Below are 15,869 nucleotides of genomic sequence, written 5' to 3'. Positions count from 1 at the left end.
GCGGTGACGCTGCCACACCCGGTCCCGGCCGGGCCGGGCGCGGCGGTCACACTCGACGGGCCCGCAGGTCCGTGCGGACCGCCCGAGGAGGACGACACCCGTGAGCACCGTGCCGGTCCCGCTGTCCCCCACCCGCTGACGGCGATGCGCACCCTGCTGGTCGACAACCACGACTCGTTCACCTTCAACCTGTTCCACCTGCTGGCCGAGGTGAACGGCACCGAACCCGAGGTGGTCCGCAACGACGACCCGCGGTGGCGGCCGTCGATGGTCGGGGCGTTCGACAACGTCGTCCTCTCCCCCGGCCCGGGGACCCCGCACCGGGCCTCCGACGCCGGGATCTGCGCCGAACTGGTGCACGAGCCACGCGTGCCGGTGCTGGGTGTGTGCCTCGGCCACCAGATCATCGGCCTGGCCCACGGAGCCCGGGTCCGGCACGCGCCGGAGCCGTGCCACGGGCGGGTCCGGGACGTGCACCACGACGGCACCGGCCTGTTCGCCGGGCTGCCGCGGCCGATGCCGGTCGTGCGGTACCACTCGCTGCACGTCACCGACCTGCCCGCCGATCTGCTGGCCACCGCGTGGAGCACCGACGGCGTCCTGATGGGCCTGGAGCACCGGGACCTGCCGCTGTGGGGGGTGCAGTTCCACCCGGAGTCGATCGGCACCGGCGCCGGGCGTGCCCTGCTGCGCAACTTCCGGGACCTCACGGCGCCGCGAACCGGTGCCGTCCGGCCCGCCGCCACCACCGGATCGCCCCCGGAGGTCCCACGCCCGCCGCGGCGGCTCCGGGTGCTGGCCGAACCGGTCGGGCCGGGCGTCGACACCGAGGCCGCGTTCGACGCCGTCTTCCGCACCGGGTGGCACCCGTTCTGGCTGGACAGCAGCAGCGGCGGTGCGCTCGGCCGGTTCTCGGTGCTGGGCGACGCGTCCGGGCCGCTGGGCCGGACGGTCACCGCCGACGTCCACGACGGTACCGTCGTCGTCACCGGCCGGGACGGGGCCCAGGTCCTGAGCACACCCTTCCTGCGCTGGCTGGAGCACGATCTGGCCGGCATCGAGACCGAGACGCCCGACCTCCCGTTCGACTTCGCGCCGGGCTGGGTCGGGTACCTCGGGTACGAGCTGAAGGCCGAGTGCGACGGCGGTGCGGCGCACCGCTCACCGGAGCCGGACGCGTCGATGGTCTTCTGCGACCGGGCACTCGTCGTCGACCACCGCGACGGGTCCGGGCACCTGCTGGCACTGACCGAGGACGGCGACGACACCGCCGCCCGGGTGTGGCTGGACCGGACCGCGCGCCTGCTCGCCGGTCCGGCCGGACGGGCCACGGCGCCCGAGCCGCCGCAGGAGCACCGGGCGGCGGCCGTCGGTCTGCGCCACGACCGGGGCGCCTACCTCGATCTGGTGCGGGCCTGCCAGTCCGAGATCGCCGACGGCGAGACCTACGAGGTCTGCCTGACGAACATGGTCGAGGCCCGGACCGACCTGGATCCCTGGCAGGCCTACCGGCGGCTGCGCCGGGACAACCCGGCGCCGTTCGCGGCGTTCCTGCACTTCGGCGACACGGCGGTGCTCAGCACCTCACCGGAGCGGATGCTGCGGATCGCCCCGGACGGTCGGATGGAGGCCCGGCCGATCAAGGGCACCCGGCCGCGCGGCGCCACCCCGGCGCAGGACGAGCTGCTGCGCGCCGACCTGGCCGGCTCGGAGAAGGACCGGGCGGAGAACCTCATGATCGTCGACCTCGTCCGGCACGATCTCGGGCGCTGCGCGGTCGTCGGCAGCGTCGTCGCCGATCCGGTGTTCGACGTCGAGTCCTACGCCACGGTGCACCAGATGGTGAGCACGGTGCGGGCGCGGTTGCGGCCGGGCACCGGCCCGGTCGCGGCGATCCGCGCCGCCTTCCCGGCCGGGTCGATGACCGGTGCGCCTAAGGAGCGCACCATGCGGATCCTCGACCGGCTGGAGGGCGGGCCGCGCGGGGTCTACTCCGGCGCGATCGGGTACGTCTCGCTCACCGGTGCGGTGGACCTGAGCGTGGTCATCCGGACCGCGGTGCTGCGCGGCGGCCGGCTCCGCTACGGGGTGGGCGGCGCCGTGATCGCGCTGTCGGACCCGGCGGCCGAGTTCGAGGAGACCGCGGTCAAGGCCGCCCCGGTGCTGCGGCTGCTCGGTGCGCGGTTCCCCGGGCACGAGCCCGCGGAGCCGGTGCGGTGAGCGCGGCGGCCGGGCCGGGTCACCCGGCGTCCGCGCAGACCAGCGCCGCCTCGACGAAGTGCCGCACGGCCGGCGAGCGGTGCCGGCGCCGCCACGCCACCTGCAGGGCCACCGTCGGCACGGTGCCGGACAGCGGCCGGAACACCACCCCCGGCGGCCGCAGGTTGGCGTAGTAGGACGGCTGCAGCGACACCCCGATCCCCGCGGCGACCAGGCTCAGCTGGGTCTCGATGTCGGCGCCCTCGGCCACGATCCGCGGGCTGAACCCGTGGTCACGGCAGTAGCCGGTGATGATGTCGAAGAACTCCGTGCCGAGCGGCCGCGGCCACAGCACGAACGCCTCGTCCGCGAGAGCCGCGGCGTCCACGGTCGCGCGCTCCGCCAGCGGATGGTCCCCGGGCAGGACCACGAGCAACGGCTCGGCGACCAGCTCGGTGACCGCGACCGCGGCCGTCGGTGCCGCGGCCCGGACCAGGCCGACGTCGAGCCGTTCCTCGGCGAGGGCGGTCATCTGCGCGGCGGTGTCGTGCTGGGACACCTGCAGCTGCAGGTCCGGGAACCGGGCCCGCACGGCGCGCAGGATCCGTGGGGCGATCGAGGCCAGTGCCGTGCCCACCGAGCCCACCACCAGCAGGCCGCTCGCGCCCTCGGCCGCCTGCGCGACCCGGGTCGCGGCCCGGTCCGCCTCGAACAGGACCCGCGGCGCCGCCTCCAGCAGCACCCGGCCGGCCGGGGTGAGGTCGGTCGACCGGCTGCTGCGGTCGAACAGCGGCGTCCCGAGCGCCCGCTCCAGCGTGCGGATCTGCTGGCTCAGCGCCGGCTGGCTGACGTGCAACCGGGCCGCCGCCCGGCTGAAGTGCAGCTCCGAGGCGACGGTGAGGAACACCCGGAGCTGGCGCAGCTCGACGTCCATGCCGGCATCATAAGGTTCTCCTTATCCCAGCATCGCGGGCTGCGATCGCCGATCCGGCCCGCGGCGGGATCCGCCGGGTCAGGGTGGGGTCCGACCTCGTCGACCGCACCGAGAGCGCAGCAGACGTGAACTCCGACCACCACTTCGTCGTCGTCGGGTGCGGCGGGCTCGGCTCGGCCGCCCTCTACTGGCTGTCCCGGGCCGCCGCCCCGTACTCCTCCGTGCTCGGGCTGGAACAGCACGCCCTGGGCCACGAGCACGGCGCGAGCCAGGACCACAGCCGGATCATCCGGCTCGCCCAGCACCAGGACCGGTACGCCGCGCTGGCCCCGGCCGCCTACGAGGCCTGGCGGCAGGTCGAGGCCGTGTCCGGACAGAGACTCGTCACCGAGACCGGCGGCCTGGTCATCGAGGACGTCGAGGCCCGGCGCGGCCTCAGCACCGCGGGCCGGGACATCGACGGCTACCTCGCGGTCGGGGCCCGGCACGGGACCGAGCTGGAGGAGCTCGATGCGGCCGCGCTCACCGCCCGCTGGCCACAGTTCCGGCTGGGCGGCGGCGAGCGCGCGGTGTACCAACGCCGGTCCGGCATCGTCGATGCCCGCCGGGCCACGGCCACGCACGTCGCGCTGGCCCGCGGGCACGGGGCGCAGGTACTCGACCACACCCCGGTCCGTGCGCTGCACGACGCCGGGCGGCACGTCGAGGTCGTCACCGACGACGAGGTCTACCGGGCCGAGCACGTCGTCGTGGCGGCGGACGCCCGCACCAACGAGGTGCTCGACGGGGTCCTCGCACCGCTGCCGCTCACCGTCACCCAGGAGCAGGTGACGTACTACGCGACGCCGAACCTCATCGACTTCTCGCCGGAGCGCTTCCCCGTCTTCATGTGGCACGGCGCGGACAACTTCTACGGCTTCCCGGTCTACGGCGAGGTCGCGACCAAGCTCGGCCAGCACATGGGTGGGCACGAGGTCACCGCCGACACCCGGACCTACGAGCCGGATCCGGTGCGCCGCAAGCGCCAGGAGGCGTTCCTCGCCGAGCACGTGCCCGGGATGGGCGGTCCGGAGCTCTACACCAGGACCTGCCTCTACACGGTGCCGCCGGACCAGGACTTCGTGCTCGGCACGGTGCCGGGGGCCCCGCGGGTGAGCGTCGCGGTCGGGGCCGGGCACGCGTTCAAGTTCGCCTCGCTGCTCGGGCGGATCCTGGCCGAGCTGGCCACCACCGGCACCAGCCGGTACCCGATCGGGGAGTTCGCCGTCGACCGGGCCGCGCTGACCGACCCGGCGTTCCCGAGGTCGTTCCATGTCTGAGCCGGCCTCCCCGCTGCGCAGCCCCGGCCGCTCGCTGCCCCAGGCCGCCTACACCGACCCGGCGGTGTTCGCCGCCGACCTCGAGCACGTCTGGGCCACCGGATGGCTGTTCGCCGGGCACAGCTGCGAGCTGGCCGGCCCCGGCGAGTACCTGACCCGTGAGATCGGCCGGGACCGGGTGATCGTCGTCCGTGGGACGGACGATGCGCTGCACGCCCACCACGACGTGTGCGCCCACCGCGGTTCCCGGCTCACCACGGCCGACCGCGGCTGCGTGCGCGCCTTCGTCTGCCCCTACCACCAGTGGGTCTACGACGTCGACGGCCGGCTGCGCTCGGCCCGGCTGATGGGTCCCGGCTTCGCGACCGGCGACCACGGGCTCGCCCCGGTGGCCGTCCGCGAGATCGCCGGCCTGGTGTTCGTCAGCCTGGCGCCCGACCCGCCGGACGTCGACCGGCTCGCCGCCGCGCTGGCGCCGCAGCTCGCCCCGCACCGGCTCGACGACGCCCGGGTCGAGACCCGGCTGCGCTACCGGGTCGCCGCGAACTGGAAGACGCTCGTGGAGAACAACCGCGAGTGCTACCACTGCCGGGGCAGCCACCCGGAGTTCACCCTGTCCAACTTCGAGGTCGGGGTGAACGGCGACGTGCGGACCGACCCGCGCTTCGACGCGGCGCTGCACCGGGCCAGGGACCGGTGGGCGCACCGCGGCCTGCCCGCCGAGGACGTCAGTTTCCCAGGCGGGGCCTGGTTCCGGGTCGCCCGGCTGCCGCTGCGGGACGGTTTCGTGACCGAGTCGCTCGACGGCCGGCCGGTCGCGCCACTGCTCGGTGAGCTGGGCGAGGCCGACGCCGGGAGCCTGCGCGTCATCGGGCTGCCGGACTTCTGGGCGCACGCGAACTGCGACTACGCGGTCACCACCCGGCTCACCCCGGTCGACACCGGGACCACCGACGTGGAGGTCTGCTTCCTGGTGCGCTCCGACGCCGGCCCGGTGGACGTCGACGCGCTGACCGCGGTCTGGCGGGCGACCTCGGAGCAGGACTGGGAGCTCTGCGAGCAGAACTACGCCGGGATCGCCTCGCGCGGGTACCGGCCGGGCCCGCTCTCCCCCGTCGTCGAGTCCTCGGTCGAGGCGTTCCTGACCTGGTACACCACCGCGCTGGACCGGGCCGCGGCACCGCTGGGCTGAACCCGGCGGCCGCGCTCCGGCGCCGGATCGTGCCTGCCGGGTCACACACGGTCTCCGCGACCCGGCCGGACTGCCTACCATCGCCCGATGACCGAGATGTGCACCGCCGTCGACACCCCCGCCGGGACCACCGGTTGACCGCTGCAGGGCCGGCGGGCACCGACCTCGCCGGGACCCCGGGCAAGGGACTGCGCACCGGAGCGATCGGGCTGTGGGGCAACACGGCGATCGGGCTCGGCGCCACGGCACCGGCCTACAGCCTCGCCGCGACCCTGGGCTACGTCGTGCTCGCCGTGCAGGACAAGGCGCCCGCGATGTTCCTCGTGGCCTTCGTGCCGATGCTGTTCGTCGCGCTCGCCTACCGGGAGCTGAACCGCGATCTCCCCGACTGCGGGACCACGTTCACCTGGGGCACGAAGGCGTTCGGGCCGTGGGTCGGCTGGATGGGCGGCTGGGGCATCGCGGTGTCGGCGGTGATCGTGCTGGCCAACGTCGCCGAGATCTCCGCGATCTACACCCTGCGGGCGCTGGGACAGCCCGGCCTGGCTGAGGACCCGCTGGTCAAGATCGGGATCGGGGTGGCCTTCATCGCGGTGATGACCTGGGTGAGCCACCGGGGGATCGTGTTGTCCGAGCGCTTCCAGAACGTCCTGATCGTGCTGCAGATCGCGGTGCTCGGCCTCCTGGCGATCGGCGCGCTGGTACTGGTGGCGACCGGTGACGCCGGCCCACAGGCGGTGCCGCCGAGCTGGGACTGGTTCAACCCGGTCGGGCTGGACGGCTCGGCGCTGGCCGAGGCCGTCATCCTCTGCATCTTCATCTACTGGGGCTGGGACGCCTGCCTCGCCGTCGGCGAGGAGACCCGGGACGCCGACTCCACCCCCGGCCGGGCCGCGCTGCTCGCGACCGCGATCCTGCTCGCCGTCTACCTGCTGGTGGCCGTCGCCGTGCAGTCCTACGCCGGTCTCGGCACCGCCGGGATCGGCCTGGCCAACCCGGCCAACGCCGAGGACGTCCTGACCGTGCTGGGCGCACCGATCGGCGGACCGGTGCTGACGACGGTGCTGCTGCTCACCATCGCCGTCTCGGCCGCCGCGTCCACCCAGACGACGATCCTGCCGACCGCCCGGGGCGCGCTGGCCATGGCCGTCTACGGTGCCGTGCCACCGCGGTTCGGCCGCACCCACCCGCGCAACCGCACGCCGGACTTCGCGACCCTGGTCATGGGGATCTCCGCGATCGCGTTCTATCTCGTGCTCGGCCTGGTGAGCGACGACGCGCTGCAGGACACGATCGCCTCGCTCGGGCTCGCCGTCGCCTTCTACTACGGCATCACCGCGTTCGCCTGCGTGTGGTGGTTCCGGCGCACCCTGCTCGGCTCGGTCCGGCACCTGCTGCTGCGCGGGGTGCTGCCGTTCCTCGGCGGCGCCGTGATGGTCTGGGCGTTCGTGCAGAGTGCCGTCGACATGATCGACCCGGAGTACGGCGAGACCAGCTTCGGCCCGGTCGGCGGGGTGTTCGTGATCGGCGTCGGGATGATCGTCCTCGGGGTGCCGCTGATGCTGGCCTGCGCGATCCGGTTGCGCGCGTTCTTCCGCGGGGAGCTGCTGAACGCCGACACGCCGGTGCTCGTCCCGGAGTCCGGCGATCGGCCGTTCGGCGGCTCCTGACCGGGCCGGGCGATACGCCCGGCGACCCACTGTGGACACCCGGACCCGGTTCGTCGTCTACTCCGTCCGGGCCGCGGCACCGGCGCCGCGGCCCGTCGACCCGGGAGAGGATCCGATGAGCCTGCCCTTCCATCCGCGCACCGGGGACCCGGTACCACCGGCGCTGCGCGGGTTCGCCCACGCGCACGCCGATCTCGTCGAACCCGTCGAGTCACCGGCCCATCTGCTCGCGCGGCACCGGAGCCCGCAGCGCCGGGTCGGGATCGTCTCCGGCGGCGGCTCCGGGCACGAACCGCTGCACGCCGGTTTCCTGGGGCGCGGGATGCTCGACGCCGCGGCGCCGGGCAAGGTGTTCGCCTCGCCGCACAACGTGCAGGTGCTCGCCGCCTCACGCGCGGTGGCCGGCCCGGAGGGTGTGCTGCACGTCGTCAAGAACTACACCGGTGACCGGATCAACTTCGGGATCGCCGCGGAGCGGCTGCGGATGGAGGGCATCGAGGTCCGACGGGTGCTCGTCGACGACGACCTCGCGACCGACTCGGCCGACACCGCGACCGGACGGCGCGGCACCGGTGCCACGGTCGTCGTGGAGAAGATCCTCGGCGGCGCGGCGGACGCCGGGCTCGGGCTGGAGGAGCTGGCCCGGCTCGGCACCGACGTCGCCGGGGCCTCCCGGAGCCTGGCCGTCGCCTCCCGGGCGCAGACGTCGATGCACACCGGCCGGCCGGCGTTCGAGCTCGGCGACGGCGAGCTGGAGTACGGCGTGGGCATCCACGGCGAGCGGGCGCAGCGGTCGATCGACCGGCCGGGCACCGAGGAGCTCGTCGACCGGATGCTCGACGAGCTCGTCGCCGCGCTCCCCGGCACCGGCGGCGAGGTGATCACCGTCGTCAACGGGCTCGGCGGTACCACCCAGATGGAGCTCTACGGCCTGCACGAGCTGCTCACCGCCGGGCTCGACCGGCACGGCCTCGGTGTCGCCGGGCAGCTCGTCGGGACCCTGGTGCCGGCGCTGGACATGACCGGCTTCTCGCTCACCCTGACCCGTGCCGATCCCGGATGGATCCCCTGGTGGGACGCCCCGGCCCACACACCCGCGTTCTCGACCGTCCCGCAGGAGGCGTTCCGGTGACCTTCGACCAGGAAGCGGTGCTCCGCACCTACGCACGGGCCGTCGAGGACGGCCACGGAGCACTCACCGCGCTCGACCAGCACAGCGGCGACGGCGACTTCGGTGACAACCTGCGGGGTGGCCTGCGGGCCGCGCTCGCCCGGCTGGGCGCGGGTGACGCCCCGTTCGAGGCGCTCGGCACCGTCTTCCTCGACGAGGTGGGCGGCACCAGCGGCCCGCTGCTCGGGCTGCTGTTCACCGAGATCGCCCGGGCGCTCGACGCCGGCGACGACCCGGTCGCCGATCTCGGCGCGGGCGCACGTGCGGGGCTCGCCGCGATCCAGCGGGTCGGCGAGGCGCAGGTCGGCGACCGCACCCTGGTCGACGCGCTGGCCCCGGCCGTGGAGGCCGCGCCGGGCGGTCTCGCCGCGGCGGCCCGGGCCGCGATCGACGGCGCGCAGCACACCGCGACGCTGCGGGCCCGGATGGGCCGGGCCAGCTACGTCGGGGACCGCGCGGTCGGCGAACGCGATCCCGGGGCGGTCGGGGTGGCCATGCTGTTCCACGCCGCGGCGTCGGTGGCCGAGCCGGACACGGAGCTGCCCGCCGTCCTCTGAGCCGGGCGGTCAGTGGGCCCGGCCGGCACCACCGGTCCGCACGGTGTCCCCGGGTGGGGCGTCCGGCGGGTCCGGGGGGCCGGCCGGGTCCTCCGCCGGGGCCCGGTCCACGATGGCGCGCAGGGCCTCGACGTGCGCCTCGAACGCGGCCCTGCCCTCCGGGCTCAGCCGCACGTGCATCCGCTTCCCGCGCCCGACGCCGTTGCGGTGCACCACCACGAAGCCGGCCTGTTCGAGCGTTGTGATCTGCTTGGACAGCGCGGAGTCGGTGAGCTGCAGGCTCTCCCGCAGCCGGCCGAACTCGATCCAGCGGGTGGCCGAGCACAGCGACATCAGCGACAGCCGGGTCGGTGCGTGGATCAGCTCGCTGAAGCCGGGCGGCTGGGCCGGGAGGGTCACCGCTGCCGTTCCGCGCGCCGCAGGTCGGCCCGGCGCACGGCCAGACCGATGACCAGGACGACGGTCATCGCGGCCCCCGTGGACAACGTCTGGTCCCACGGGACGTCGTTGGACCGCAACACCATGCCGATCGTGATGGTCAGCAGCAGGAAGGTGAGCGCGAGTCCGCCGAGCACGGAGTACGCCCGGCCGGCCGCGCCGTTCGGGGCCAGCCCGAGTCTGCGCCGCACCAGCACCAGTACCGCGACGATCGCCAGCAGCGTGAGCCCGGGCACGGCCCACTTCAGCAGCACCCCGTTCCACTGCGGGAACTGGGTCCGGACGTCCTGCGCCACCGACGACGCGGTGTACAGCACGGCCACCGTGCCCATCAGCCAGGCCGGCATCCCCTGCCGCCAGACGAGCACCCCCACCTGCTGCTGCCGGTCGCGTACCTCGGCGAGCGCGTCCCGCGCCTGTCGTGCGTCGGTCATCGATCCCCCTCGATTGTTTCCGAGAGAGAAAGTATCAGGAAGGCTTCCGCGCGGGCAAGTTTCCCGGGCTCACGCCTCGCGGGTCAGCGACTCGTCCAGGATCGCGAGCCCGCGGTCGATCTCGGCGTCGGTGGCGGTGAGCGGCGGGGCGATCCGGAACGTCCCGCCCATGCCCGGCAGCTGGACGATGTTCATGTGCAGCCCCAGCTCGGCGCACCGCCGGGTCACCGCGGCGCCGAGCCGGTCGGCCCCGGTGCCGCCGCGTTCGCCGTCGTCGACCAGTTCCAGCCCGACCAGCAGGCCCCGGCCGCGGACGTCGCCGATCGCGGGGTGCCGCTGCGCCAGCTCGGTGAGCCCACCCTGCAGGCGCTCGCCCAGCTCCCGGGCGCGCAGGTCCAGCCGGTCGCGTTCGAGCACGTCGAGCACGGTGAGCCCGACCGCCGCCGGCAGCGGGTCGTTGACGTGGGTGGTGAGGAACAGGAACCCGCGCTCGTGCGCTGCCTGCTCGATCTCACCGCTGGTCAGCACCGCCGACAGCGGCAGCCCGGCGCCGAGGGTCTTGGACACGGTGAGCAGGTCGGGGACGACGCCGTCGCGCTGGAAGGCGTACCAGTCACCGGTACGGCACAGGCCGGTCTGCGCCTCGTCCAGGATCAGCAGCATGCCGCGCCGGTGGCAGTGCTCCCGCAACGCCGCCAGGTAGCCGGGCGGCAGGTCGATCACCCCGCCGGAGCTGAGGATCGGCTCGACGATGCACGCGGCGAGGCTGCCGTTGGACTGCGCGTCGATCATGCCGAAGCCGAGGTCGAGCTGGCGGCGCCAGTCGAGCTCGCCGTCCGCGTCGACGATGTCGGGCCGGAACCGGTCCGGCACCGGGAGCGCGAAGTTGCCCGGCGCGGCCGGGCCGTACCCGCTGCGGCCCGCGACGTACGTGGCGTTCGCCGCGGCCCCGGTCATCCCGTGCCAGGACCGGGCGAAGGACACGATCTCGTGCCGCCCGGTCACGAGCTTCGCCATCCGGATGGCCGCCTCGTTCGCCTCGGCTCCGGTGCTGAGCAGCTGCACCTTGTCCAGCTCGGGCACGCTGCCGGCCAGTCGCCGGGCCAGCTCGATGACCGGGCGGGACAGCATGCCGCTGAACAGGTGGTCCAGCCGCCCGACCTGGTCGCGGACGGTCGCGACGATGTCCGGGTGCGAGTGCCCGAGGATGGCGCTCATCTGGCCGGAGGTGAAGTCGAGCAGCTCGCGGCCGTCCTCGGTGAACACCGAGCTGCTCTCGGCCCGCTCGATGACGCCGGGGCTGAAGGTGCCGTGCCCGAAGTAGCGGACCAGATGCCGGTCTACGGCGGTGCCGTCGCTCGACACCGCGGCGGGGCCGTCGGTCGGTGCGGGGGCGGCGGGCGCGGGCACGGTGTCCGTCATGGCTCCGACGCTACGAACCGCGCGTGTGCACGTCCACCGCACGATTCTGACACTGCTGTTCGCCGGAGTCGTACAACGGCGGCGCACAATGGCCGGGTGCTGAACCCCTGGCGACTGCGCATGCTCGCCCTACTCGACGGGCTCGGGACCGTGCGTGCGGTCGCGCAGACCCTGCACGTCAGCCCGTCGACGGTGTCCCAGCAGCTCGGTGTGCTGGAGTCCGAGACCCGCAGCAGGCTCCTGGAACGCACCGGCCGCCGGGTCCGGCTGACCCCGACCGGCATCGTCCTCGCCCGGCGCGGCCGCGAGATCCTGGACCGGATGGCCGACGCCGAGGCCGAGCTGCGGGCGCTGCACGACGAGCCGATCGGGACCGTCCGGCTCGGCGTGTTCCAGAGCGCGATCCACACCCTCGCCGTGCCCACCGCGGCCCGGCTGGCGAGCACCCATCCGCACCTGCACGTCGAGCTGGTCGAGTCCGAGCCGCACGAGAGCGGACCGGCGCTGGGGACCGGGGAGCTGGACGTCGTCGTCACCACGACCGACCACGTCACCTTCCCCTGGGACCGGGACCTGGAGATCGTCCCGCTGGGGGCGGACCCGGTGGTGCTGGTGCTGCCGCAGGGGCATCCGCTGGCCCGGCGGCGGGTGGTCGATCTCGCCGCCTGCGCCACCGAGAGCTGGGCGTGCGACCGGCCGGGCACCTACATGGCCGAGCTCACCGCCCGGCTGTGTCACGAGTCCGGGTTCGAACCGAAGGTGGCCTGCCGGTTCGGGAACTACCTGCTCCTGGTCCAGCACGTCGAGTCGGCCCGGTCGGTCGCGCTGCTCCCCGCGCTGGCCGTCCCGCCGGGGCCCGCGGTCGTCACCCGGGACCTGACGACGCCGGTGCACCGCAACGTGGCCGTGGTCCGCCGCCGGACGACCGGGCTCCGCTCCGCGGTCGACGCCGTCGTCGAGGCGCTGCTGGACCACCCGGAGCTGCCGGCCCTGTCACCCCGTTCGGCGCAACCGGCCCCGGGCCGTGCACCGTCGGCCGGTCAGGACGCGTTCCGAGGTGCGGATCATCGGGCCGAGGACGGCGGCGGACCCCGCTGAGCTGCATCTCGGCACGGACCGGGGTGCGGGTGCGTGCGGCGGAGCGGGTGCTGCGACCGGCCGTCGCGGAACGGATCTATCGTGGCGCGCGCGGTACCCGCGCGGATCCGGCGCCGCGCCCGCCGACCCGATGGAGATCTGATGGACTGCTGCTCCGGACCGGCGCAGCGAGGTGGACCGGCCGCGGCCACCGGCGCGCCCGCGCCGCGCTCGACCCGCGGGCAGGTCGCGATCCCGGGCGGCGGGTTCGCGATGGGCGACGCCCTCGGCGAGGGCTACCCGGCCGACGGGGAGACGCCCGTCCACCAGGTCGTCCTCTCGCCGTTCCGGATCGACCCGACGCCGGTGACCAATTCGGCGTTCGCCACGTTCGTCAAGGACACCGGGTACCGGACCGACGCGGAGCGCTACGGCTCGTCGGCGGTCTTCCACCTCGCGTTCGACGGTGACCGTTCCGACGTGCTCGGCGCGGTGCGCGGGGCACAGTGGTGGCTCGACGTGCGGGGCGCCTGCTGGCGGCACCCGGCCGGGCCGGGGACGCACGCGTCGGACCGGGCGAACCATCCGGTCGTGCACGTGTCCTGGAACGACGCGCAGGCCTACTGCGCCTGGGCGGGCCGGCGGCTCCCGACCGAGGCCGAGTGGGAGTTCGCCGCCCGCGGCGGGCTGGACTCCGCCCGCTTCCCGTGGGGGGACGAGGAGCTGCCCGGCGGCAGGCGCTGGCCGATGAACATCTGGCAGGGCCGGTTCCCCGAGCGCAACACCGTCGACGACGGGTTCCTCACCACGGCACCGGTGAAGTCCTTCCGGCCCAACGGGTACGGGCTGTGGCAGATGGTCGGCAACGTCTGGGAGTGGTGCTCGGACCGGTTCTCCCCGGACTACTACCGGCACTCCCCCGGCCAGGACCCGACCGGGCCGACGGAGGGCACGAGCAGGGTGATGCGCGGCGGCTCCTACCTGTGCCACCGCTCCTACTGCTACCGCTACCGCAACGCCGCCCGGTCGTCGAACACCCCGGAGTCGAGCTCGGCGAACCTCGGGTTCCGCTGCGCCAACCCGGACGCCGGCCCCGACCCGGGGGTCACTGCGACGTCATGACCCGGTGCGCCAGGTCGGCGTCCGGGACCGGGGTCTGCTCCCCCAGGTCGATCCGGACGGTCGCGATCGTCCCGGTGAACGCGTTGTCGCCGGCCCGGTAGTCCTCGGAGACCGGTGTGCCCAGGTCGACGCCGACGTCGAGGGTCTCGTCGAAGGAGAAGTAGAACGGGATCGTCCGCTCGACCCGGCCGGTTCCGACCTTCTCCCCGTCCACCAGCAGGCGGACCGTGCCGCCGGCGCCGACCCCGCCGTCGTAGGCGAACTCCATCCGCACCTCGTGCGGGCCGGGGGCGAGCGGCGCCGGGGAGCGCAGCGTGCAGCGCTCGAGGCCGAAGTAGTTGTACTCGTAGCAGGGCCGGCCGTCGACGCAGTACACCGCCCAGCCGCCGAACCGGCCGCCCTGGGCGACCACGACCCCGTCGACGGAGTCGGGCCCGGTCGTGAGGTGCGCGGTGACGGAGTGCGAACGGTTCTTGACGTTCGGGGTCATCTCCTCGATCAGCCGACGGGTGCCGGCCCGGTAGGTCACCGAGGTCCGGCCGTGCATCGGGTCGATCCGGCCGGCCAGCGCGGGGTTCTCCCGCTCGGTGACGCGGTCGTCGAGCGGCAGGACGTGGTAACGGGCCGCCTCGGTGAGGAACAGGTCCTGCAGCATCCGCAGCTTCTCGGGCCGCTGGGCGGCGAGATCACGGACCTGGGACGGGTCGGTGCGGATGTCGTAGAGCTCCCAGACGTCGGCCCGGAAGTCCGGTCGCCCGCTCGGCACCATCTCCCACGGGACGCCGTGCCGGGTGACCGCGGTCCAGCCGTCGTGGTAGATCCCGCGGTTGCCGCACATCTCGAAGTACTGCGTACGACGGCGGTCCGGCGCGCCGGCGTCGTCGAAGGAGTACCGCATCCCGACGCCCTCGACCGGCTGCTGCGCGACGCCGTCGACCGAGACCGGCGCCGGCACGCCGGCGCACTCCAGCACGGTCGGCAGCAGGTCGATGACGTGGTGGAACTGGTCCCGGATCCCGCCGCGGTCGGCGATCCCGCGCGGCCAGTGCACGATCAGGCCGTCCCGGGTGCCGCCGAAGTGCGAGGCGACCTGCTTGGTCCACCGGTACGGCGTGTTCATCGCGAGCGCCCAGCCGGCCGGGGCGATCGGGTAGGTCTCCGGGCCGCCGATCCGGTCGAGATCGGCGATCATCGCCTCCGGGTCGTCGACGACGCCGTGGCCGAGCCGGTGCTCGACGGTCGTCCCCTCCAGGCCGCCCTCGCCGGAGGCGCCGTTGTCCCCGAGCAGGTAGACGACGACCGTGTTCTCCAGCTCGCCCAGCTCGGCGAGGGTGTCGACGAACCGGCCGAGCTCGGTGTCGGCGTGCTCGGTGAACCCGGCGAAGGTCTCCATGAACCGCGCGGACAGCGCCCGCTGGGTGTCGGTCAGCTCGTCCCAGTGCGGGACGCCGTCGGGCCACGTGCCCAGCTCGGTGTCCGGCGGGACCACCCCGAGTGCGCGCTGGCGCTCCAGGGTCCGCTCGCGCTGGCGGTCGAAGCCCTCGTCGAACTCGCCGCGGTAGCGCCGGACCCACTCGGGAGCGACGTGCAACGGCGCGTGCGCGGCGCCGAACGCGAGGTAGGTGAGGAACGGCCGGTCCGGGCTCATCGTGCGCTGCGTGTGCACCCAGTCGATCGCGTGGTCGACCAGGTCGGTGGTCAGGTGGTAGCCGTCCCCGGGCCCGCGCTCCGGCTCCACCGGGACGGTGTCCCGGTAGAGCAGCGGGTACCAGTGGTTCATCTCGCACGCCATGAACCCGTAGAAGTGGTCGAAGCCCTCGCCGGTCGGCCAGCGGTCGAACGGGCCGACCGGGCTGATCTCCGACGGCGGGGTCTGGTGCCACTTCCCGAACGCCGCCGTGCTGTAGCCGTTGCCCTGTAGGATCTGCGCCATCGTGGCCGCGCTGCGCGGCCGGAAGCCGTGGTAACCCGGCGCGGACGTCGCCATCTCGGTCGTGGCGCCCATCCCCACCGAGTGGTGGTTGCGGCCGGTCATCAGGGCCTGCCGGGTGGGCGAGCACAGCGCGGTGACGTGGAAGCGGTTGTACCGCAGGCCGTCCGCGGCCAGCCGGTCCGCGGTGGGCATCCGGCACGGGCCGCCGAACGCGCTGGAACTGCCGAATCCCAGGTCGTCGAGGACCACGACGACCACGTTCGGCGCGCCGTCGGGGGCCGCGGTCGGCCGGACCGGCTCGAACCCCTCGGGCTGCTCGTCGATCCCCAGCGCGGTGACGACCGGGGTGCTGCGCTCCGGCTCGGGCAGCACGTGCCGGCCACCGGCGAACTCGGGCATGG

General features: G+C 74.2%; 13 protein-coding genes. 8 read left to right on the top strand and 5 right to left on the bottom strand.

Annotated elements, in window-relative coordinates:
- The first annotated feature begins 3 nt into the window (after positions 1-3).
- Complete coding sequence (gene pabB / locus AFB00_RS25320) at positions 4-2,220, top strand: aminodeoxychorismate synthase component I (RefSeq protein WP_335726542.1); 2,217 nt, start codon at positions 4-6, stop codon at positions 2,218-2,220.
- Positions 2,221-2,239: 19 nt separating this feature from the next.
- Here the strand turns inward: pabB and AFB00_RS25315 are convergent, their stop codons facing one another.
- Positions 2,240-3,133, bottom strand: coding sequence for a LysR substrate-binding domain-containing protein (locus AFB00_RS25315; RefSeq protein WP_068799264.1), 894 nt, complete (start codon positions 3,131-3,133; stop codon positions 2,240-2,242).
- Between the two features lie 83 nt (positions 3,134-3,216).
- Between AFB00_RS25315 and solA the strand changes: the two genes are divergently transcribed.
- From solA to AFB00_RS25290, 5 genes are all read left to right on the top strand, one after another.
- Positions 3,217-4,452, top strand: coding sequence for an N-methyl-L-tryptophan oxidase (solA, locus tag AFB00_RS25310; protein ID WP_083275819.1), 1,236 nt, complete (start codon positions 3,217-3,219; stop codon positions 4,450-4,452).
- Complete coding sequence (locus AFB00_RS25305) at positions 4,445-5,644, top strand: aromatic ring-hydroxylating oxygenase subunit alpha (protein WP_068799263.1); 1,200 nt, start codon at positions 4,445-4,447, stop codon at positions 5,642-5,644. The genes solA and AFB00_RS25305 overlap by 8 nt, the downstream gene beginning before the upstream one ends.
- Before the next feature lie 134 nt (positions 5,645-5,778).
- Positions 5,779-7,314 (top strand): APC family permease, encoded by a 1,536-nt coding sequence (locus tag AFB00_RS25300; protein WP_068799262.1) that lies wholly within the window; start codon positions 5,779-5,781, stop codon positions 7,312-7,314.
- Positions 7,315-7,429: 115 nt separating this feature from the next.
- Positions 7,430-8,446 (top strand): dihydroxyacetone kinase subunit DhaK, encoded by a 1,017-nt coding sequence (locus AFB00_RS25295; protein WP_068800646.1) that lies wholly within the window; start codon positions 7,430-7,432, stop codon positions 8,444-8,446.
- Positions 8,443-9,042: a DAK2 domain-containing protein gene (locus AFB00_RS25290; protein WP_068799261.1), complete on the top strand. Its 600-nt coding sequence runs from the start codon at positions 8,443-8,445 to the stop codon at positions 9,040-9,042. The genes AFB00_RS25295 and AFB00_RS25290 overlap by 4 nt, the downstream gene beginning before the upstream one ends.
- A gap of 9 nt (positions 9,043-9,051) precedes the next feature.
- On the opposite strand, the gene AFB00_RS25285 is transcribed toward AFB00_RS25290, so the two are convergent.
- The 3 genes from AFB00_RS25285 to AFB00_RS25275 all read right to left on the bottom strand — a co-directional run bounded on the left by AFB00_RS25285 (position 9,052) and on the right by AFB00_RS25275 (position 11,336).
- Positions 9,052-9,441, bottom strand: a complete 390-nt coding sequence (locus tag AFB00_RS25285) for a winged helix-turn-helix domain-containing protein (protein WP_068799260.1) — start codon at positions 9,439-9,441, stop codon at positions 9,052-9,054.
- Positions 9,438-9,914, bottom strand: coding sequence for a hypothetical protein (locus AFB00_RS25280; protein ID WP_068799259.1), 477 nt, complete (start codon positions 9,912-9,914; stop codon positions 9,438-9,440). The genes AFB00_RS25285 and AFB00_RS25280 overlap by 4 nt, the downstream gene beginning before the upstream one ends.
- Before the next feature lie 69 nt (positions 9,915-9,983).
- Entirely contained in the window at positions 9,984-11,336 is a 1,353-nt protein-coding gene (locus AFB00_RS25275) for an aspartate aminotransferase family protein (protein WP_083275817.1), read from the bottom strand.
- 96 nt (positions 11,337-11,432) lie between these two features.
- Between AFB00_RS25275 and AFB00_RS25270 the strand changes: the two genes are divergently transcribed.
- On the top strand, positions 11,433-12,434 hold the full coding sequence (locus AFB00_RS25270; protein ID WP_083275816.1) for a LysR substrate-binding domain-containing protein: 1,002 nt from the start codon (positions 11,433-11,435) through the stop codon (positions 12,432-12,434).
- A gap of 141 nt (positions 12,435-12,575) precedes the next feature.
- Complete coding sequence (locus AFB00_RS25265; protein WP_068799257.1) at positions 12,576-13,535, top strand: formylglycine-generating enzyme family protein; 960 nt, start codon at positions 12,576-12,578, stop codon at positions 13,533-13,535.
- On the opposite strand, the gene AFB00_RS25260 is transcribed toward AFB00_RS25265, so the two are convergent.
- A complete protein-coding gene (locus tag AFB00_RS25260; RefSeq protein WP_068799256.1) occupies positions 13,519-15,867 on the bottom strand; it encodes an arylsulfatase in 2,349 nt (782 codons plus the stop codon). The two genes, AFB00_RS25265 and AFB00_RS25260, sit on opposite strands and share 17 nt — an antisense overlap.
- Positions 15,868-15,869: the final 2 nt, after the last annotated feature.

The sequence above is a fragment of the Pseudonocardia sp. HH130630-07 genome, assembly GCF_001698125.1.
Lineage (GTDB): Bacteria > Actinomycetota > Actinomycetes > Mycobacteriales > Pseudonocardiaceae > Pseudonocardia.
Note: the sequence above shows the minus strand (reverse complement) of the source record. Positions and strands in the feature narration are given on the sequence as shown.

What these genes read in the sequence shown, in the direction of transcription:
- AFB00_RS25315 (WP_068799264.1), bottom strand. Translation starts at nt 3,133, where the DNA reads ATGGACGTCGAGCTGCGCCAGCTCCGGGTGTTCCTCACCGTCGCCTCG.
- AFB00_RS25275 (WP_083275817.1), bottom strand. Translation starts at nt 11,336, where the DNA reads ATGACGGACACCGTGCCCGCGCCCGCCGCCCCCGCACCGACCGACGGC.
- AFB00_RS25295 (WP_068800646.1), top strand. Translation starts at nt 7,430, where the DNA reads ATGAGCCTGCCCTTCCATCCGCGCACCGGGGACCCGGTACCACCGGCG.
- AFB00_RS25280 (WP_068799259.1), bottom strand. Translation starts at nt 9,914, where the DNA reads ATGACCGACGCACGACAGGCGCGGGACGCGCTCGCCGAGGTACGCGAC.
- AFB00_RS25305 (WP_068799263.1), top strand. Translation starts at nt 4,445, where the DNA reads ATGTCTGAGCCGGCCTCCCCGCTGCGCAGCCCCGGCCGCTCGCTGCCC.
- AFB00_RS25260 (WP_068799256.1), bottom strand. Translation starts at nt 15,867, where the DNA reads ATGCCCGAGTTCGCCGGTGGCCGGCACGTGCTGCCCGAGCCGGAGCGC.
- AFB00_RS25265 (WP_068799257.1), top strand. Translation starts at nt 12,576, where the DNA reads ATGGACTGCTGCTCCGGACCGGCGCAGCGAGGTGGACCGGCCGCGGCC.